This is a genomic window from Microbacterium sp. 4NA327F11, assembly GCF_005503465.1.
GTDB lineage: Bacteria > Actinomycetota > Actinomycetes > Actinomycetales > Microbacteriaceae > Microbacterium > Microbacterium ginsengisoli.
This window is the reverse complement of record NZ_SCOB01000004.1, coordinates 23,338-38,712: the sequence shown is the minus strand read 5'-3', so window position 1 is coordinate 38,712 and position 15,375 is coordinate 23,338. Positions and strand designations below refer to the sequence as shown.

The following is a 15,375-nucleotide window of genomic DNA, read 5'->3' as shown; positions in this document are numbered from 1 at the left end:
TCGGCGAGGTCGAGCGCTCAGCCGAGCAGCATGACATCGAGCAGGTCGCCGGCGGAGACCTCGTCCATGTCGGCCGGCACGATCGCGTACGCCTCGGCGCGTGCGAGGCCTCCCGCCAGGTGCGATCCCGACCCGCCCGCCGTCGCCGGAGCGACGGTCCACGCGGCCGGGTCGCTGCGGTCGATCACGGCCGGCAGGTACTGGCGGCGTCCCGGTGGGGTTCGCCACCCGGACGCCGCCGCGAGCCTCAGCAGCGGCCGTGCGAGGTCTCGCGCCCCGGCCATCGCCCGGATCGCGGGCCGAACGAACACCTCGAACGAGAGAGCGGATGACACGGGGTTGCCCGGCAGCCCGAACAGCAGCGGTCCCGCGGCCAGACGCCCGAAGGCCTGCGGCTTCCCCGGCTGCATGCGCACCCGCACGAACTCGATGCCGCTGTCGGGCGCCGCGAGCGCCGTCTTCACGACTTCGAACGCCCCCGCGCTGATGCCGCCGCTCGTGACGATCAGGTCGGCGCGCGCCGACACCGCGCCGGCTATCGCCGCGAGGAAGGCGGCGTCGTCATCGGGAACGACGGCGCGGAAGGCGACCTCGGCGCCGGCCTCGAGCGCGAGTGCGGCGAGCTGCACCCCGTTCGAGTCGGGGAGCCGTCCCGGCCCCGGCGTCTGACCCGCCATGACCAGTTCGTCGCCGGTCGAGACGATCGCCACCCGCGGGCGTCGCGCGACCACGAGGTCCGTTACTCCCGCCGCGGTCGCGGCGCCCAGCTGCAGGGGGCCGAGCACGGCTCCCGAGGGAACGACCTCGTCACCCACCCGCACGTCGACACCGCGGCGCCGCACGAATGCGCCCTGTCGCGCCGGGGCCGTCACGGTGATCTCCCCGAACGAGTCGGCGAGCCCGCCTACGGTGTCCTCGAACGGCACGATCGCATCGGCCGCCGTCGGCACCGGCGCGCCGGTCATGATGCGCACGGCCTCGCCGGCACCGAACGACGGATCGAGCGCCGAACCGGCGGGCAGGTCGGCGATGACGCGCAGCGTGACCGGAGGGGACGCGACATCGTCGGCTCGCACGGCGAACCCGTCCATCGCCGAGTTGTCGAACGCGGGGATGTCGAGTCGCGCGACGACCGCCGCGCGCAGCACCCGGCCCTGCGCGTCGGCGGGAGTGACACGCTCGTCTCCGGTGGGGGTCACGGCCGCGAGGATCGCCGCGAGATGCTCCTCGACCTCACGCATGCCGCTCATGCGCTCACCCGTGCGGGTCGCAGCGGCACCTCGCGCTGGGTGCCGCGCAGCGCGTCGACGAGCAGCACCCGGCCGAGGAGCGGCTCGCCGACGCCGGTGACGAGCTTCACGGTCTCGGTGGCCAGCACGGCGCCGATCTGCAGGCAGAGCGGGCCGAAGACGCCCACTTCCGCGCACGACGGGAGTGTGCCGACGGATGCCGCGGGGTACAGGTCGTCGAGCACGATCGGCGTGCCTGCGCTCGGCCTCGACCAGAACACGGTGGCCTGGCCGGCGAATTCCTGCACGGTGCCCCACACGAGGGGGAGGCCCGCGGACTCGGATGCCGCGGCCACCGCGCGTCGCGTGTCGAACGTGTCGCTGCCGTCGACGATCACGTGCGCGCCGGCGAGCAGATCGGCGGCGTTGCGCGTGTCGAGACGTGCGCGCCGGGCGATCACCCGGGTCGCGGACAGGTCGGCGGCGGCACGCACCGCGCTGTCGACCTTGGGCGCACCGACATCTCCGCGACGGTGCAGCACCTGGCGCTGCAGGTTGGAGAGGTCGACGTCGTCGTCATCGATGACGGTGAGCGTGCCGACGCCGGCCGCGGCCAGCGCGAGGATCACCGCCGACCCCAGCCCGCCGGCACCCACCACGGCGACGTGCGCGGCCGCGAGCCGGCGCTGGGCGGCATCCCCGAAGTCGAACATGACCCGGTGGCGGGCTGTGCGCACCCGTTCGTCGGCGGGAAGGTCCTCGACGGGGTCGACGAGGGGCGCGAAGGGCATGTCCACAGGCTAGCCCCGCGGAGACAGAGGAGATCTGGAATCCGCAGGTGCGATCACCTCGTCCGGATCGCGCCGCAGATGCGGATACGATCGCTCTCGTGCCCTCCTACAAGATCGCCCAGGCCGCGCGCCTGCTCGGCGTGAGCGACGACACGGTTCGCCGCTGGATCGACCACGGGCTTCTCGCAGCCACCGACGCCACGCCCATCGAGATCGACGGCGCCGCGCTCGCGGAGTTCGTCGTCGAGCGCCGGCGACAGCCCGCCGATCCTGCGGAGGGGCTCTCGAGCGCCCGCAACCGCTTCTCGGGGCTCGTCACGCGCGTCGAGATCGACGGCATCATGGCGCAGGTCGACATTCAGGCGGGACCGCACCGCGTGGTCTCCCTCATGTCAGCCGAAGCCGCACGCGACCTCGCACTCGAACCGGGCTCGCTCGCCGTCGCGATCGTGAAAGCCACGACCGTCATCGTCGAGACCCCGAAGCCCTGAGACCCCACTCGCACCCGAGGAGCAGCTGCCCATGAACGCCCGTCGCCTCATCCTTGCCGCGGTCGCCGCGGCATCCGTCCTGCTCGGCGCCACGGCGTGCGCGAGCGACGCATCGAGCTCGGCGACCCCGTCGGCGAGCTCGTCGGTCGCCGCCGCCCCCAGCGGTGACCTCACGATCTACGCGGCCGCATCACTGCGCAACGCCTTCCAGGCTGTCGCGACGGCGTTCGAGGCCGAGTATCCGCAGGTCACGGTCAAGCCGATCGTCTACGACGGCTCGTCGACGCTCGCCACCCAGATCGTCGAGGGCGCGCCCGTCGACGTGTTCGCGTCGGCGGACACCAAGAACATGACGAAGGTCACGGACGCGAAACTCGCCTCCTCCCCGCAGAACTTCGCGACCAACACGCTCGTGATCGCGGTTCCCTCGGCGAATCCCGCGCGCATCGCGACCCTCGCCGACCTCGCGCGCCCGGGGGTGCCGGTCGTGCTGTGCGCGCCGGCCGTGCCGTGCGGCTCGGCGTCCCAGACCCTGCTGAAGAACCAGGGCGTCTCCGTGACCCCTGTCAGCCAGGAGCAGAACGTCACCGCCGTGCTCACGAAGGTGTCATCCGGTGCGGCCGACGCCGGCCTCGTCTACGCGACCGACGTGCGCGGGGCGAGCGGTGTGACCGCCATCGTCCCCGCCGGAGCCGACCAGGTCGTCAACGAGTACCCGATCGCCGCCCTCGCCGGCGCCCCGAATCCGACCGCGGCGGCCGCCTTCACGGCGTTCGTGACGAGCGCGGCGGGTGAGCAGATCCTGCAGAGCTACGGCTTCGGAGCCCCGTGATCCGACGCCGCGCCGGCGCGCACGGCACCCGCACACTTCCGCGGGTGCTCGTGGTGCCGGCCGTGCTCGGGCTGGCGCTTCTCGTCGTGCCGCTCGCCGCGCTGGTCGCTCGGGTGGACTGGGCGACGCTCCCGGCGGACATCACGTCGCCCGACGCGCTGTCGGCGCTGGGGCTCTCGCTGTCGACAGCGGTCGTCGCGACCCTCGGATGCCTCGTGCTCGGTGCTCCGCTCGCACTGCTCATCGCCCGGTCGGGCCCGCGCCTCGCCGCGGTGCTGCGTGCGGCCGTGACCGTGCCGCTCGTGCTGCCGCCGATGGTGGGCGGCGTGGCGCTGCTGTATCTGTTCGGACGGAACGGATGGGGCGGCATCCTGCTCGCGGGCATCGGCGTGCGACTTCCGTTCACGACGACCGCTGTCGTGATCGCGCAGGTGTTCGTCGCGCTGCCGTTCCTCGTGCTGTCCCTCGAGGGTGCGCTGCGCGCCCGAGGATCGGGGTATGAGGTCGCGGCCGCATCGCTCGGCGCCGGACCTTGGACCGTGCTGCGGCGTGTCACCCTTCCGCTCGCCGCCCCGGGGCTGGTCGCCGGCACGGTCCTGTGCTTCGCGCGGGCGATGGGCGAGTTCGGTGCGACGGCGCTGTTCGCGGGCAACGCACCGGGAGTGACGCAGACCATGCCGCTCGCGATCTACACCGCGTTCAACGGGGCCGGCGTCGACACCTCCACGGCCGTCGCGCTATCGCTGCTGCTGCTCGTCACCTCGATCGCGGTGCTCGTCGCCGTGCGGGCGTGGCGGTTCGGGAGCGTGCGATGACCTCCTCGCTCGACGCCCGGGTCGTCGTGCGCCGCGACGGCTTCGCCCTCGACGCGGCCCTCGCCGTCGCACCCGGCGAGACGATCGCGGTCATGGGGCCGAGCGGTGCGGGCAAGTCGACCCTGCTGGGCGCCCTCGCCGGTCTCGTGCCGCTGGACGACGGCCGCATCGCGGTGGGCGGGCGCGAGCTGTCAACGCCCGCGCGCACGGTGCCCCCGGCGCGGCGTCGCATGGTGCTTCTCTCGCAGGACCCCCACCTGTTCCCGCACCTCAGCGCCCTCGACAACGTCGCATTCGGGCCACGGGCGCGCGGGGTGCCCCGGTCGGTCGCGCGTGCACGCGCGCAGGACTGGCTCGACCGGCTCGGTGTGGGGGCCGCGGCATCCCGTCGTCCCGACGCCTTGTCCGGCGGTCAGCGGCAGCGGGTCGCCCTCGCCCGCGCGATCGTCACGGAGCCCGACGTGCTGCTGCTCGACGAGCCGTCCACCTCGCTCGACCCGCTCACCGCGCAGGATGTACGCGCCGCCATCGCGTCGCTGCCGGCGACCACCACGGTGCTCGCCACGCACCATGTCGCCGACGCGGTCGCGCTCGCGGCGCGGCTGTGCGTGCTCGAGGCAGGCCATATCGTTCAGCTCGCCGCCACAGCCGACGTGCTCGCGGCCCCCGCGACCGCGTTCAGTGCCGCCCTCGCCGGCGAGGCCGGCTGGCTGCGTGACAACGGGGCGCCCGGTCCGCGCTGATCAGCGCAGCGACAGGATCCACGCGGTCGACCACGACCCGAGCGCCACGCCCGCGATCAGTGCGACACCGGCGATCGCGACCGTGGCTTTCGCGGTGACGCTGCGCTGCAGATCGTTCGCGATCGGCGCCGCGCCCCTGGGGATCGGCCCGCTCGGATGCTCGAGCGTCGGCATCCGCTGCTCCGCAAGCTCGTCGCGGCGGCTGATCCAGTCGTCGCGGTGATCGCCGTCACCGAGCGCGCGCACGAGCGCGTCGACGGTGCGCACCGACGGCAGATGCCGACCCGCGAGGGCCTCCGAGAGCACGCTCTTGGACACCCCCGACGTGTGCTGCAGACGCGTCAGGGTCGGGTTGTCGGCATGCAGCCGCAGCCTTCTCAGGTCGGCAGCGAAAGCACTGACATCATCTTCGACACGATTCATCCCCTCCATGGCACCAGCCCTCCGACAGCTGCTCGCGCATGACGCCGATACTTCTTCCCCAGTACCGACAGTCCGTGTATATCACCCCATCCCGCTGCGCGGCAGGGGTTGCGTCCGGGCGCATCACGTGGCAACTCCGGGTGCGGAGACGAGTTCGGGGCGGCCGATAGTCTGCGCGGATGCCCCACACGCTCCGCGCCCTCCGTGCCGACGACCGCCCGCGGATCGCGGACGTATGCCTGCGTACCGCCGATCTCGGCGGCGACGCGACCGGCCTGCTGTCGGATGACGCGCTGTGGGCCGACGTCTTCGCGCTGCCGTACACGGTGCGACATCCCGAGTTTGCCTTCGTCATCGCGGACGCGGACGATGCCGTGGTCGGGTACTGCGTCGCCGCTCCCGACACCGATGCGTTCGAGGAGTGGTTCCGCACCGACTGGTGGCCGGTGCGTCGTCGTGAGCCGGATGCCCCGGGCCTGTCGCACCGCGAGGCGGAACTGCGGCGTTACGCCGACGGCCGGCGCGCCGGCGCCGAGCCGTTCGCCGACACGTATCCGGCGCACCTGCACATCGACTTGCTCCCCGCGGCCCAGGGTGCCGGCTGGGGGCGCCGTCTCATCGACGCGCAGCGGGCGGCGCTCGCTGATGCCGGCGTGCCAGGACTCCACCTCGTGGCCGCGGCGGACAACGCCGTTGCCCTCGCCTTCTACGATCGGCTGGGGTTCACCCGCCTGCCGTCGCAACCGGGCACGCAGGCGTTCGGTGTCGTGCTCGGCTGAGCGGCCTCCGCGGCCGGTCAGATGCAGATCGGCGTGCCGAGCTCGACCGGGGTGCCCGCCACCGTCACCGCACCCGTCGCGCACAGTCGCTCGTCGGCCGATACCCGCACGAGCAGCGGAGTGGTCGCGGCGGTTCCACCCTGAACCGTGATGCTCTGCCGGTGCGGTCCGCCGGGTGCGCTCTGCGGATAGATCGCGACGGAGAGGGTCGCGCCCGGATCGGTGCCATCGTCTCGACTCACCCGCGCCCAGGCGGCAGAGCAGGCGTCGGACCACAGGATCTCGATCTCCACGCGCCCGCTGTCCCGCACGTCGCCGGTGACGACGCGGGCATCGTTGGCGCAGGAGGTCGATGCCGGGTCGCTGCCGTCCCGCACCGCGACGGAAGGCGGCGGCGCTGTGCCTCGAGCCACGTGGGTGACGGTGAGAGCGACGGCCGCCGTCACAACGGCCCCGAGCACGAACGCGGCCGCTGCCCACACGAGCGCGACACGTCGCGCCACGGTGACGGGCGCGGGCCGGATGGTTCTGGCCGCAGGCGGCGGAGCATCGCGCTGTGCGAGTCGGTCGCGCCGCGTCGCCCACGCGCGCGCATCGCCGCCGCACGCGACCGCGATCCGATCGACCGTTCGCGCCGACGGCAGCTTCCTGCCGTTGAAGGCCTCGGAGAGCACGGTGCGGGAGACTCCCGTCTCGCGATGCAGGCGTTCCAGCGTCGGGCTGTCCGCCTCGAGCCGCAGCTGCCGCAGGCCCGCCGCGAACTCCTCGAGCGAATCGTGTTCCCCCTGCGCACCCGCTGTCACGATGTCCCCCCGGATCGCTTCGTGATGAGCTTCGTTTATAGCAGTCCCGGCCGAGCGACTCTGTGACGTCCGTCGGGCCGCGGCATCCTCACTCGAAGCGGATGACGCGCCGGCGTTCGATGAGCGGCGGGGCCTCGGCGAGAGAAGATTGCTCGCTCTTGACGGCGCCGTCCTCGATCCACCCGTGCCGTTCGTAGAAGCCGGCCGCGCGTTCGTTGCGGTCGAGCACCCACAGGGATGCCTCGGCGAACCCCGACGAACGCAGTGATGCCGTGGCCGCGGTGAGGAGCTCATGCCCGACGCCGGCCGACCAGAGCGAGGGGTGCACGTAGATCGCGTGCAGCTCGCCGGTGCCGGGTCGGTCGTCGTCGCGGCAGGCGCCGACGGCCGCCCATCCGACGATCACTCCGTTCTGCTCTGCGACGAATTGAGCGGCGCCGGCAGCTGCGGTGTTCTCGAGCCAGAGCTCGGCGCGCCGGTGCCCCTCGCGTTCGGGGTCGAGCGCCGCGAGGATCCGGTCGTCGACGAGTCCGTCATAGGCGACGCGCCAGGTGTCCACGCGCACGCGGGCGATGCCCCAGGCGTCCTCGCGGCGGGCTTCGCGCACGCTGACGAGGTCGCTCATGCGGTCATCCTGCCCGCGACGATGCGCACCTCGCGATCGATGAGGTGAGCGGGCACGGCGACGTGCGAGACGAGCACGACGGCGTGGTCGTCGCCGACAGCGGTGAGCAGGTCGTCGAGGAGCGCGTCGGATGCCGCGGGGTCGACCCCCGCGGTGGGCTCGTCGAGCACCAGCACCGCGAAGTCGGCGAGGAGGGCGCGTGCCAGCGCGAGACGTTGCGCCTGCCCGCCCGAGGCGAGTGCACCGCGTTCGCCCAGTCGTGAGTCGAGGCCGCCGCGGTCGCGTGCCCAGTCCTCGAGGCCGACCCGACCGAGCGCCGCCCACAGATGCGCGTCGGAGGCGCCGTCGTCGGCGAACAGCAGGTTCTGCCGGATCGACTCGTCGAACAGGTACGGGTTCTGCTCGACGAGGCCGATCGTGCGTCGCAGGTCATCGCCGGAGAGCGTGGACGCTTCGCGTCCGCCGATGGTGAACGAGCCGCTGTAGTCGAGGAAGCGCACCAGCACGTGGGCGAGGGTCGTCTTTCCCGCACCGCTCGGGCCGGTCACGAGAACCCGCTCGCCGGGCGCGACATCGAGGCTGACGTCGACGAGTCGGCCCGCGTCGTCGGCCTCATCGCGGACACCCGCGCGCTGCGGCCAGGCCGCGCTCATGCCGCGCAGCGAGAGTCCCGTGCCGAGCGGCGGCGCCTCGCCGGTCGGGGCGGGCTCGTCGCGCACGAGCTCGGCCGGGATCTCTGCCGGCACGGTGTCGGCGATGCGCTGGGCCGCGCCGCGCACCTGCCGCCAGGACGCGAGGGCGAGCGGCACGGGACCGAACACCTCGAAGATCGCCATGGGCATGAGCACGATGAGCGCGAGCCAGGGCCCGTCGAGGCTTCCGCCCGCGAATGCGGGCTGCGCCGACAGCAGCACCAGCAGCGAGGCGAGGCCCGCCACCAGCGACACCGCTCCGCTCGTCGCGCCCTGTGCCGTCGCGCGGCGCACTGTCGCGCGACGCAGCGCCTCATCGGCGATGCGCACCCGAGCGGATGCCGCAGCCTGGGCGCCGTACGCCTGGAGGACGTCGAGCGCCCCGAGCTCGTCCACGAGCGCGTCGGAGAGTCGTGAGCGCAGCGGGGCGAGTGAGCGCTCGGCGCGCGCGCCGAGCGCGGCCCCCACCCAGACCGCGAGAGCGAACGCGAGCACGAGGCATCCGAGCAGCACGGCCGCGGCCGGAAGGGAGACGAACGCCACGAACACGACACTCGCGAGGCTCGTGGTCGCGGCGACGACGAGGGGCAGCACGACGCGCAGCGGCAGGTTCTGCAGCTCCTCGACATCGTCGACGAGGTTCGACAGCAGGGCGCCGCGGCGGGCGCCGCCGAGGCCGTCGGGGGCCAGGGGCACGAGGCGTCGCACCAGCCCGGCACGCACCCGCGCGAGCTGCCCGAGGGTCGCGTCATGACTCGTGAGGCGCTCGCCGTAACGGAACACGCCGCGCCCGATCGCGAACGCGCGCACTGCGACGACGACCGCCGAGATGAAGATGACGCTCGGCTGCTCCGCGGCGCGGGTGATGAGCCATCCGCTCGCTGCCAGCAGCGCGATCGAGCTGATGGCGGTGCCGAACCCCGTGAGCACGGCGGGGGAGAAGCGGCGGGCGGACGGTTGCGCGTCGCGCAGGATGCGCGCGGTCTCGGCGGTGCGCGGGTCGCTGACGGTGCTCACTGTGGCACCTCCGCAGGCAGCACGAGAACGGATGCCACGGCCACACGGCGGTCTGCGATCGCCCGCGCGCTCGGGCGGTGGGAGACCAGCAGCACGCCGGCGCCGGCATCGGCGGCAGCCCGCACCGACGCCCACACCTGAGCTTCCGTGTCCGTGTCGAGGGCGCTCGTGGGCTCGTCGAGCACGAGCACCCGGGCGTCGGTCGCACGCAGCCGGTACAGGGCGCGCGCCAACGCGACGCGCTGAGCCTGTCCGCCCGAGAGCCCCGCCCCGCCGGCGCCCAGCACGATGCCCGCGTCGACATCGCCCGCCGCGGCATCGGTGAGGCATCGGGCGACGAGCACGGCATCGGGGGTATCGGCGCCAAGCGCCACATTCTCCGCCACGGTTCCCGAGAGCAGCCCGGCGCGCTGGGGCATCCACGCGATGGCCGCGCGCGCGCCGCCGCTGATCTCGCCCTCCGCGTGGGCGAAGCCGAGCAGTGCCGCGATGACGCTCGACTTCCCCGCCCCGCTGGCACCCTCGAGCAGCACGACCTCGCCCGCGCGCACGTCGAGGTCGATCGGACCGATCATCCGCTCGCCGCGCGGAACCCGCAGCCCGCGCGCCGTCAGAAGCGCACCCCCCTCCGCCGTGGGGGCGGTGACGGCGCGCGTCCGACCGCCCTGAGCGCGCGCGGCGTCGAGCACCGCGAAGATGCCGGATGTCGCGGCCATCCCCTCGGCGGAAGCGTGGAACTGCGCACCCACCTGCCGCAGCGGCAGATACGCCTCGGGGGCCAGGAGCAGGGCGAACAGGCCCACGAGCAGCACCATCTCACCGTCGAGGAGCCGGAAGCCGATCGTCACCGCGACGATGGCGACCGAGATGGATGCGAGGAACTCGAGCGCGAAACCCGAGAGGAACGACACCCGCAGGACCGACATCGTCTCGTGCTTGTAGCGCCCGGTCACCTCGTCGATACTGTCGGCGGCACGGTGCTGACGGCCGAAGATCTTGAGCGTGCCGAGTCCCTGCACGGTGTCGGCGAACCGGGTCGCGAGGGTGGTGAGCGTGTCGAACTGCCGGCGCTGCACTGCGCCGGTCGCGAGACCGATGAGCACCATGAAGATCGGGATGAGCGGCATCGTGAGCACGACGATCACCGCCGACAGCGGGTCGGCCAGCAGGATCGCCACGATGACGATCGGCATGGTGATCGCCGTCGCCACCAGCTGCGGGAGGTAGCGCCCGAAGTAGGCGTCGAGCGCCTCGAGTCCGTGCCCGGCGGTCACCGCCAACGCGGTGGTGCTGCGCTGCGACAACCACGTGGGACCGAGCTTCTCGACGGCGGCGATGAGGGCGGCGCGCAGCTGGAGCGACGCGCGCGCGGCCCCTGCCGCCGACACCCGCTCCGACGCCGCGATCAACGCCCCGCGCACCAGCACGAGCGCTGCACCCGCCGCGACGAGCGGCAGCAGCTCGCCGATCGGCGCACCGCCGATCGCGCCGGTGAGCGCGCGGGAGACCACCCATGCGAACCCCACGATCACACCGCTCTGCGCCAGCACGATCGCCGCTTGCACCGCGAGGAACCCGCGGGTCGCGCGCGCGTACCGCAGCAGACGCGGATCCAGGGGTCCCCGCCGCACGGGGGGATCGGCCGGGCCGTCGGGGGTCACGTCTTCGATCCTGCCTCATGCGCCCGGACGGCACCTGCGAGCGCCGCCGGGCAAAACCACCTCGCCTACGACGACGGATGCCGCGGCCCGGGGAGGGGCCGCGGCATCCGCGTGGGTGAGGTCTCGGTCAGTGTGCCGATGCCGCCGCCTTCTCGATGAAGCTGCGGGTGACGCGCTTGCGGAAGACCCAGTACGTCCAGCCCTGGTAGAGCAGCACGAGCGGCAGGAAGATGAACGCCGCCCAGGTCATGATCGTCAACGTGTACGGCGTGCTCGACGCGTTCTCGATCGTGAGGGTGCCCGCCGGGTCGGTGGTGGAAGGCATCACGTTCGGGAAGAGCGAGAACCACAGGGTCAGCACCGCGAACGCGACGGTCAATACGCCGAACGTGAAGGCCCAGCCCTGCTTGTCGCGAAGGTTCGCCAGGATCGACGCGATGAGGGCGACCGCGGCGATCGCGGCGGCGGCGATCGCGAACCCGAGCGCCGGGGCACCCTTCGAGGCGGCCATGACGATCGTCCAGATGAGGAACGCCGCCGCGACCACGACCGTGACCACACCCGCCTTGGTGGCGAGGCGCTTCGCGTCGGTGTGCACCTGACCGTCGGTCTTCAGGGCAACGAAGTAGAGACCGTGGGTGAAGAAGACGAGCACGAGGGTGACCCCGCCGAGCAGCCCGTAGGGGTTGAGCAGCGTCAGAAGCGACCCGGTGAAGTTGTGGTCGGCATCCAGCGGCACCCCCTGCACGATGTTGGCGACCGCGACGCCCCACAGGAGCGCGGGGAGCACGGAGCCGATCACGATGAGGGTGTCGAAGCGCCGCTTCCACTTCTCGGATGCCCCGCGGTGCCGGTACTCGAACGAGACGCCGCGCAGGATCAGCGAGAGCAGGATCAGCAGCAGCGCGAGGTAGAAGCCGCTGAACAGGGTGGCGTACCACTCCGGGAAGGCGGCGAACAGGCACGCGCCCGCCACGATCAGCCAGGTCTCGTTGAGGTCCCAGACGGGGCCGATCGTGTTGATCACCTGGCGACGGGAGATGTCGTCCTTGCCGAGGAAGGGCAGGGACATGCCCACGCCGAAGTCGAAGCCGTCGAGCACGAAGTAGCCGACGAAGAGCACTCCGACGATCCAGAACCAGAGGTATGAGAGGTCCATGATGATGTTCCTTTCCGCTCAGTAGACCGTCGTGGGGATGTGGATGTCGTCGGCGTCGGCCTCGCGCTTCTCGCCGCCCTCGAACTCACCGGACTTGCCCCCGAGGATCGGGAACGGGCCGGCCTTCGCGGTCTTGACGATGAGGCGGAACTCGACGACCGCGAGCGCGGCATAGATCGCGGTGAAGGCGATCAGCGAGATCAGTACCGTCCAGCCCGGCACATTGGGCGAGACGCCGTTCGCGGTTCTCATCAGGCCGAACACGATCCAGGGCTGCCGTCCCATCTCGGTGAAGATCCAGCCGACGAGGCTGCCGAATAGCGGCAGCGGCGCGCTCCAGATCGCGACCTTCCACGCCCACGTCGGGACGGGCCGCTTCGCGTTCTTGCGCGTGAGCCAGAGGCCGACAGCCGAGATCACGGCCGCGAGTCCGCCGAAGCCGATCATCCAGCGGAACGACCAGTAGGTGATCCAGATGGTGGGCGTGTAGTCGCCGGGGCCCCACTGCGTCGTGTACTGGGCCTGCAGGTCGTTGATGCCCTGCACGCACGCTGTGAAGTCGTGCTCGGAGAGGAACGCGAGCAGGTACGGCACGCGCAGCGACCAGATCTCCTGGGTGCCGTCTGGTGTGCCGAGCGAGAAGATGGAGAACGAGGCATTCGCCCCGCAGGCCGTGTTGTACAGCGCTTCGGCGGAGGCCATCTTCATGGGCTGGGTCGCCACCATCTGGAGGCCCAGCAGATCGCCCGCGATGAACACGCCGACGAACGAGGCGATCATGAACCAGAGCCCGAACCGCAGTGCCGGACGCATGATGTCGATGTGCTGCTTGCGCGACAGGTGCCACGCGGCGACGGCGATCACGACGCCGGCCGCGAACATGAACGACGCGAACATCGTGTGCGGGAAGGTCGCGAGAGCCACTCTGTTGGTGACCACTGCGAAGAAGTCGGTCATCTCGGCGCGCTTGCCGTCGGCGGACATCGTGTAGCCGACCGGGTTCTGCATCCACGCGTTGGCCGCGAGGATGATGTACGCCGAGATGCTGGCGCCCGCCCACGCGATCCAGATCGTCGCGAGGTGCAGCTTCTTCGGCAGGCGGTCCCAGCCGAAGATCCAGAGCCCGAGGAACGTCGCCTCGAGGAAGAACGCGAGCAGACCCTCGAACGCGAGCGGGGCGCCGAAGACGTCGCCCACGAAGCGCGAGTAGTCCGACCAGTTCATGCCGAACTGGAACTCCTGCACGATGCCGGTGACGACGCCCATCGCGAAGTTGATGAGGAACAGGCTTCCGAACAGTCGGGTCAGCTGCAGCCACCGCACGTTGCCGGTGCGCACCCAGGTCGTCTGGAAGATGGCGACGACCAGGCCCATGCCCAGCGTCAGCGGAACGAAGAGGAAGTGGTAGAGCGTCGTGAGCCCGAATTGCCAGCGGGCCAGTGCGAGCGGATCGAGAAGATCCATGGAAAGTCGCCTCCTACAGAGGGTGCACAGCGCGTCGGCGTGGCCGGCGGAGCCGTGTCTCGGCTCACTAAGGAGTCTCCCAGCTTGCTCCCGTGAGGCCCGTGGAGTTTCGCCGTGAATAATTGATCCTTTGGCCCGCGCTCGGGGCCGATCGCGTCCCGGGTGGATGCCGCGGCATTAGCCTCGAGACATGATCGCGCCGCTCGTCGACACCCACGGCCGGGTGCACAGCGACCTGCGGATCTCCCTGACCGACCGCTGCTCGCTGCGCTGCACCTACTGCATGCCGGAACAGGGCAACGAGTGGCTCGCGCGCGAGAGCATCCTCACCGTGGACGAGATCGTGCAGGTGGCGACGGTGGCCGTCGCCGCCGGCGTGAACACCTTGCGCCTGACGGGCGGGGAGCCGCTGCTGCGCCGCGACCTCGCGGAGATCGTCTCCCGCCTGTCGGTGCTCGAAGGGCCCGGGGGACCGGTCGAAGTCGCGATGACGACGAACGGCATCGGGCTCGACCGGCGTCTCCCCGAGCTCATCGACGCCGGGCTTGCCCGCGTCAACATCTCGCTCGACACCCTTCGCCGCGATCGCTTCGCCGCCCTCACTCGTCGAGACCGCCTCGACGAGGTGCTCGCGGGCGTGCGGGGGGCGGCGGCATCCGCTCTCGCCCCGGTGAAGCTGAACGCCGTCGCCATGCGGGGCGTCAACGACGACGAGCTGGTCGAGCTGGTGGAGTTCGCGCTCTCGATCCGGGCTGAGCTGCGTTTCATCGAGCAGATGCCTCTGGATGTCTCGCACACGTGGGACCGCGCGCAGCTGGTCACCCGCGAGGAGATCCTCGCCGCGCTCGGTGAGCGCTGGCGGCTCGTGCCGGCGGGCGAGCGCGAGCACGCCCCCGCTGAGCGCTTCCTGCTCGAAGGCGGTCCGGCATCGGTCGGGGTCATCGCCTCCGTGACTGCGCCGTTCTGCGCGGGGTGCGACCGACTGCGACTGACCGCCGACGGTCAGCTGCGCAACTGCCTGTTCTCGCGGTCGGAGTACGACCTCGTGCCCGTGCTGCGCGGCGGCGCGGTCGGAGACATCGACGAGGTGCTGCGCGCGTGCGTCGCGGGAAAGCGGCGTTCGCACGGCATCGACGAACCCGGGTTCGTGCAGCCGCAGCGCGGGATGAACGCGATCGGCGGCTGACGGCCGCGTGCGGGTGCGCCGACCTCAGCGGGTCAGGTGCACGACGCACTCGTGCGGGTTGCACGACGGGGCCATGCCCTCGACCCGCAGCGGTCCCCGTGCCTGCGCGAGGACGCCGTCCATGAGGTTGAGGTGCACGGCGCACAGCACGGAGCGGTTTCCGCTCTCCGAGCCCGAGTGTGGGCACGGGCTCAGGTCGACGGTGAGCTGGTGCTGGTCGACGACCGGGTCGAAGCCGGCGTCGCCGAGGTCCTCCACGAGCGCGTCGAGCTGGTGCACGGCGTCGTTCTCGAGGGCGTGATCGTCGGTCCAGGGCATGACGCGCCGCATCAGGTCGCCGCGCTCGGCAGCGTCGCGCGCCTTGCGGGCGGCGATCGGGCTCCAGTCCTGCACGCCATCGGCGGCCGAGTAGAGCACGCGAGGGCGGCCGCGCGTCGTGCGCTTCTCGACCTCGGGCACGACGTACCCGCCGTCGATCAGCCGCTGCACGTGCTCGCGCACCGTGTTCGGATGCAGGCCCGTGATCTCGCACAGGTCGCTGATGGTGCGCTGGGGGCTCTCCTGCAGCAGGTGCAGGATGCGCACGCGCGAAAAGCTGGAGATCGCCGAGTATCCGGGGCGGGGCATGGCACGTATTATCCGCCTCCCGTCGGTGATTTGACCAG

The 15,375-nt window shown here is 71.7% G+C and carries 16 protein-coding genes; 6 read left to right on the top strand and 10 right to left on the bottom strand.

Translation table 11 applies throughout. The features are described 5' to 3' along the window. Positions 1 to 17: 17 nt before the first annotated feature. Both FFS51_RS03895 and FFS51_RS03890 read right to left on the bottom strand, forming a co-directional pair. Positions 18 to 1,250, bottom strand: coding sequence for a molybdopterin molybdotransferase MoeA (locus FFS51_RS03895; protein ID WP_045247306.1), 1,233 nt, complete (start codon positions 1,248 to 1,250; stop codon positions 18 to 20). Next, positions 1,247 to 2,020: a HesA/MoeB/ThiF family protein gene (locus FFS51_RS03890; RefSeq protein WP_045247348.1), complete on the bottom strand. Its 774-nt coding sequence runs from the start codon at positions 2,018 to 2,020 to the stop codon at positions 1,247 to 1,249. Before FFS51_RS03890 ends, FFS51_RS03895 begins: the two co-directional genes overlap by 4 nt. 98 nt (positions 2,021 to 2,118) lie before the next feature. On the opposite strand from FFS51_RS03890, the gene FFS51_RS03885 reads away from it, so the two are divergent. From FFS51_RS03885 to FFS51_RS03870, 4 genes are read left to right on the top strand one after another with little or no spacing between them, the layout of a single operon-like run. Further along, on the top strand, positions 2,119 to 2,511 hold the full coding sequence (locus tag FFS51_RS03885) for a TOBE domain-containing protein (RefSeq protein WP_045247305.1): 393 nt from the start codon (positions 2,119 to 2,121) through the stop codon (positions 2,509 to 2,511). 31 nt (positions 2,512 to 2,542) lie between these two features. Continuing rightward, positions 2,543 to 3,343: a molybdate ABC transporter substrate-binding protein gene (gene modA, locus FFS51_RS03880; protein WP_045247304.1), complete on the top strand. Its 801-nt coding sequence runs from the start codon at positions 2,543 to 2,545 to the stop codon at positions 3,341 to 3,343. Continuing rightward, positions 3,340 to 4,158 carry an ABC transporter permease gene (locus FFS51_RS03875; protein WP_048809128.1) on the top strand — a complete coding sequence of 273 codons (819 nt, stop codon included), beginning with the start codon at positions 3,340 to 3,342 and terminating at the stop codon, positions 4,156 to 4,158. Before modA ends, FFS51_RS03875 begins: the two co-directional genes overlap by 4 nt. After that, positions 4,155 to 4,901: an ABC transporter ATP-binding protein gene (locus FFS51_RS03870; protein ID WP_048809127.1), complete on the top strand. Its 747-nt coding sequence runs from the start codon at positions 4,155 to 4,157 to the stop codon at positions 4,899 to 4,901. Before FFS51_RS03875 ends, FFS51_RS03870 begins: the two co-directional genes overlap by 4 nt. On the opposite strand, the gene FFS51_RS03865 is transcribed toward FFS51_RS03870, so the two are convergent. After that, positions 4,902 to 5,324 (bottom strand): helix-turn-helix domain-containing protein, encoded by a 423-nt coding sequence (locus FFS51_RS03865; RefSeq protein WP_137877593.1) that lies wholly within the window; start codon positions 5,322 to 5,324, stop codon positions 4,902 to 4,904. 179 nt (positions 5,325 to 5,503) lie between these two features. Here FFS51_RS03865 and FFS51_RS03860 point away from each other — a divergent pair, with 179 nt between their 5' ends. Continuing rightward, positions 5,504 to 6,103 carry a GNAT family N-acetyltransferase gene (locus tag FFS51_RS03860; protein WP_137877592.1) on the top strand — a complete coding sequence of 200 codons (600 nt, stop codon included), beginning with the start codon at positions 5,504 to 5,506 and terminating at the stop codon, positions 6,101 to 6,103. 17 nt (positions 6,104 to 6,120) lie between these two features. Here the strand turns inward: FFS51_RS03860 and FFS51_RS03855 are convergent, their stop codons facing one another. The 6 genes from FFS51_RS03855 to FFS51_RS03830 form a co-directional block, all read right to left on the bottom strand. Beyond that, a complete protein-coding gene (locus FFS51_RS03855; protein WP_171006095.1) occupies positions 6,121 to 6,906 on the bottom strand; it encodes a helix-turn-helix domain-containing protein in 786 nt (261 codons plus the stop codon). Between the two features lie 88 nt (positions 6,907 to 6,994). After that, on the bottom strand, positions 6,995 to 7,531 hold the full coding sequence (locus FFS51_RS03850) for a GNAT family N-acetyltransferase (protein WP_056207517.1): 537 nt from the start codon (positions 7,529 to 7,531) through the stop codon (positions 6,995 to 6,997). Then, a complete protein-coding gene (cydC, locus tag FFS51_RS03845) occupies positions 7,528 to 9,240 on the bottom strand; it encodes a thiol reductant ABC exporter subunit CydC (RefSeq protein ID WP_056207516.1) in 1,713 nt (570 codons plus the stop codon). Before cydC ends, FFS51_RS03850 begins: the two co-directional genes overlap by 4 nt. Then, entirely contained in the window at positions 9,237 to 10,901 is a 1,665-nt protein-coding gene (gene cydD, locus FFS51_RS03840; protein ID WP_082486360.1) for a thiol reductant ABC exporter subunit CydD, read from the bottom strand. Before cydD ends, cydC begins: the two co-directional genes overlap by 4 nt. A 127-nt stretch (positions 10,902 to 11,028) precedes the next feature. Continuing rightward, positions 11,029 to 12,060 (bottom strand): cytochrome d ubiquinol oxidase subunit II, encoded by a 1,032-nt coding sequence (cydB, locus tag FFS51_RS03835; protein ID WP_045247298.1) that lies wholly within the window; start codon positions 12,058 to 12,060, stop codon positions 11,029 to 11,031. Between the two features lie 18 nt (positions 12,061 to 12,078). Further along, on the bottom strand, positions 12,079 to 13,524 hold the full coding sequence (locus tag FFS51_RS03830; RefSeq protein ID WP_056207512.1) for a cytochrome ubiquinol oxidase subunit I: 1,446 nt from the start codon (positions 13,522 to 13,524) through the stop codon (positions 12,079 to 12,081). 190 nt (positions 13,525 to 13,714) lie between these two features. On the opposite strand from FFS51_RS03830, the gene moaA reads away from it, so the two are divergent. Beyond that, positions 13,715 to 14,710 carry a GTP 3',8-cyclase MoaA gene (gene moaA, locus FFS51_RS03825; protein ID WP_056207510.1) on the top strand — a complete coding sequence of 332 codons (996 nt, stop codon included), beginning with the start codon at positions 13,715 to 13,717 and terminating at the stop codon, positions 14,708 to 14,710. 24 nt (positions 14,711 to 14,734) lie between these two features. Here the strand turns inward: moaA and FFS51_RS03820 are convergent, their stop codons facing one another. Then, entirely contained in the window at positions 14,735 to 15,337 is a 603-nt protein-coding gene (locus tag FFS51_RS03820; protein ID WP_056207508.1) for a helix-turn-helix transcriptional regulator, read from the bottom strand. Positions 15,338 to 15,375: the final 38 nt, after the last annotated feature.

Bases quoted from the DNA above. Each gene is read 5' to 3' on its own strand.
- FFS51_RS03895 (WP_045247306.1), bottom strand. From the start codon at position 1,250: ATGAGCGGCATGCGTGAGGTCGAGGAGCATCTCGCGGCGATCCTCGCG.
- FFS51_RS03890 (WP_045247348.1), bottom strand. From the start codon at position 2,020: ATGCCCTTCGCGCCCCTCGTCGACCCCGTCGAGGACCTTCCCGCCGAC.
- modA (WP_045247304.1), top strand. From the start codon at position 2,543: ATGAACGCCCGTCGCCTCATCCTTGCCGCGGTCGCCGCGGCATCCGTC.
- FFS51_RS03870 (WP_048809127.1), top strand. From the start codon at position 4,155: ATGACCTCCTCGCTCGACGCCCGGGTCGTCGTGCGCCGCGACGGCTTC.
- FFS51_RS03865 (WP_137877593.1), bottom strand. From the start codon at position 5,324: ATGAATCGTGTCGAAGATGATGTCAGTGCTTTCGCTGCCGACCTGAGA.
- FFS51_RS03860 (WP_137877592.1), top strand. From the start codon at position 5,504: ATGCCCCACACGCTCCGCGCCCTCCGTGCCGACGACCGCCCGCGGATC.
- FFS51_RS03850 (WP_056207517.1), bottom strand. From the start codon at position 7,531: ATGAGCGACCTCGTCAGCGTGCGCGAAGCCCGCCGCGAGGACGCCTGG.
- cydB (WP_045247298.1), bottom strand. From the start codon at position 12,060: ATGGACCTCTCATACCTCTGGTTCTGGATCGTCGGAGTGCTCTTCGTC.
- FFS51_RS03830 (WP_056207512.1), bottom strand. From the start codon at position 13,524: ATGGATCTTCTCGATCCGCTCGCACTGGCCCGCTGGCAATTCGGGCTC.
- moaA (WP_056207510.1), top strand. From the start codon at position 13,715: ATGATCGCGCCGCTCGTCGACACCCACGGCCGGGTGCACAGCGACCTG.
- FFS51_RS03820 (WP_056207508.1), bottom strand. From the start codon at position 15,337: ATGCCCCGCCCCGGATACTCGGCGATCTCCAGCTTTTCGCGCGTGCGC.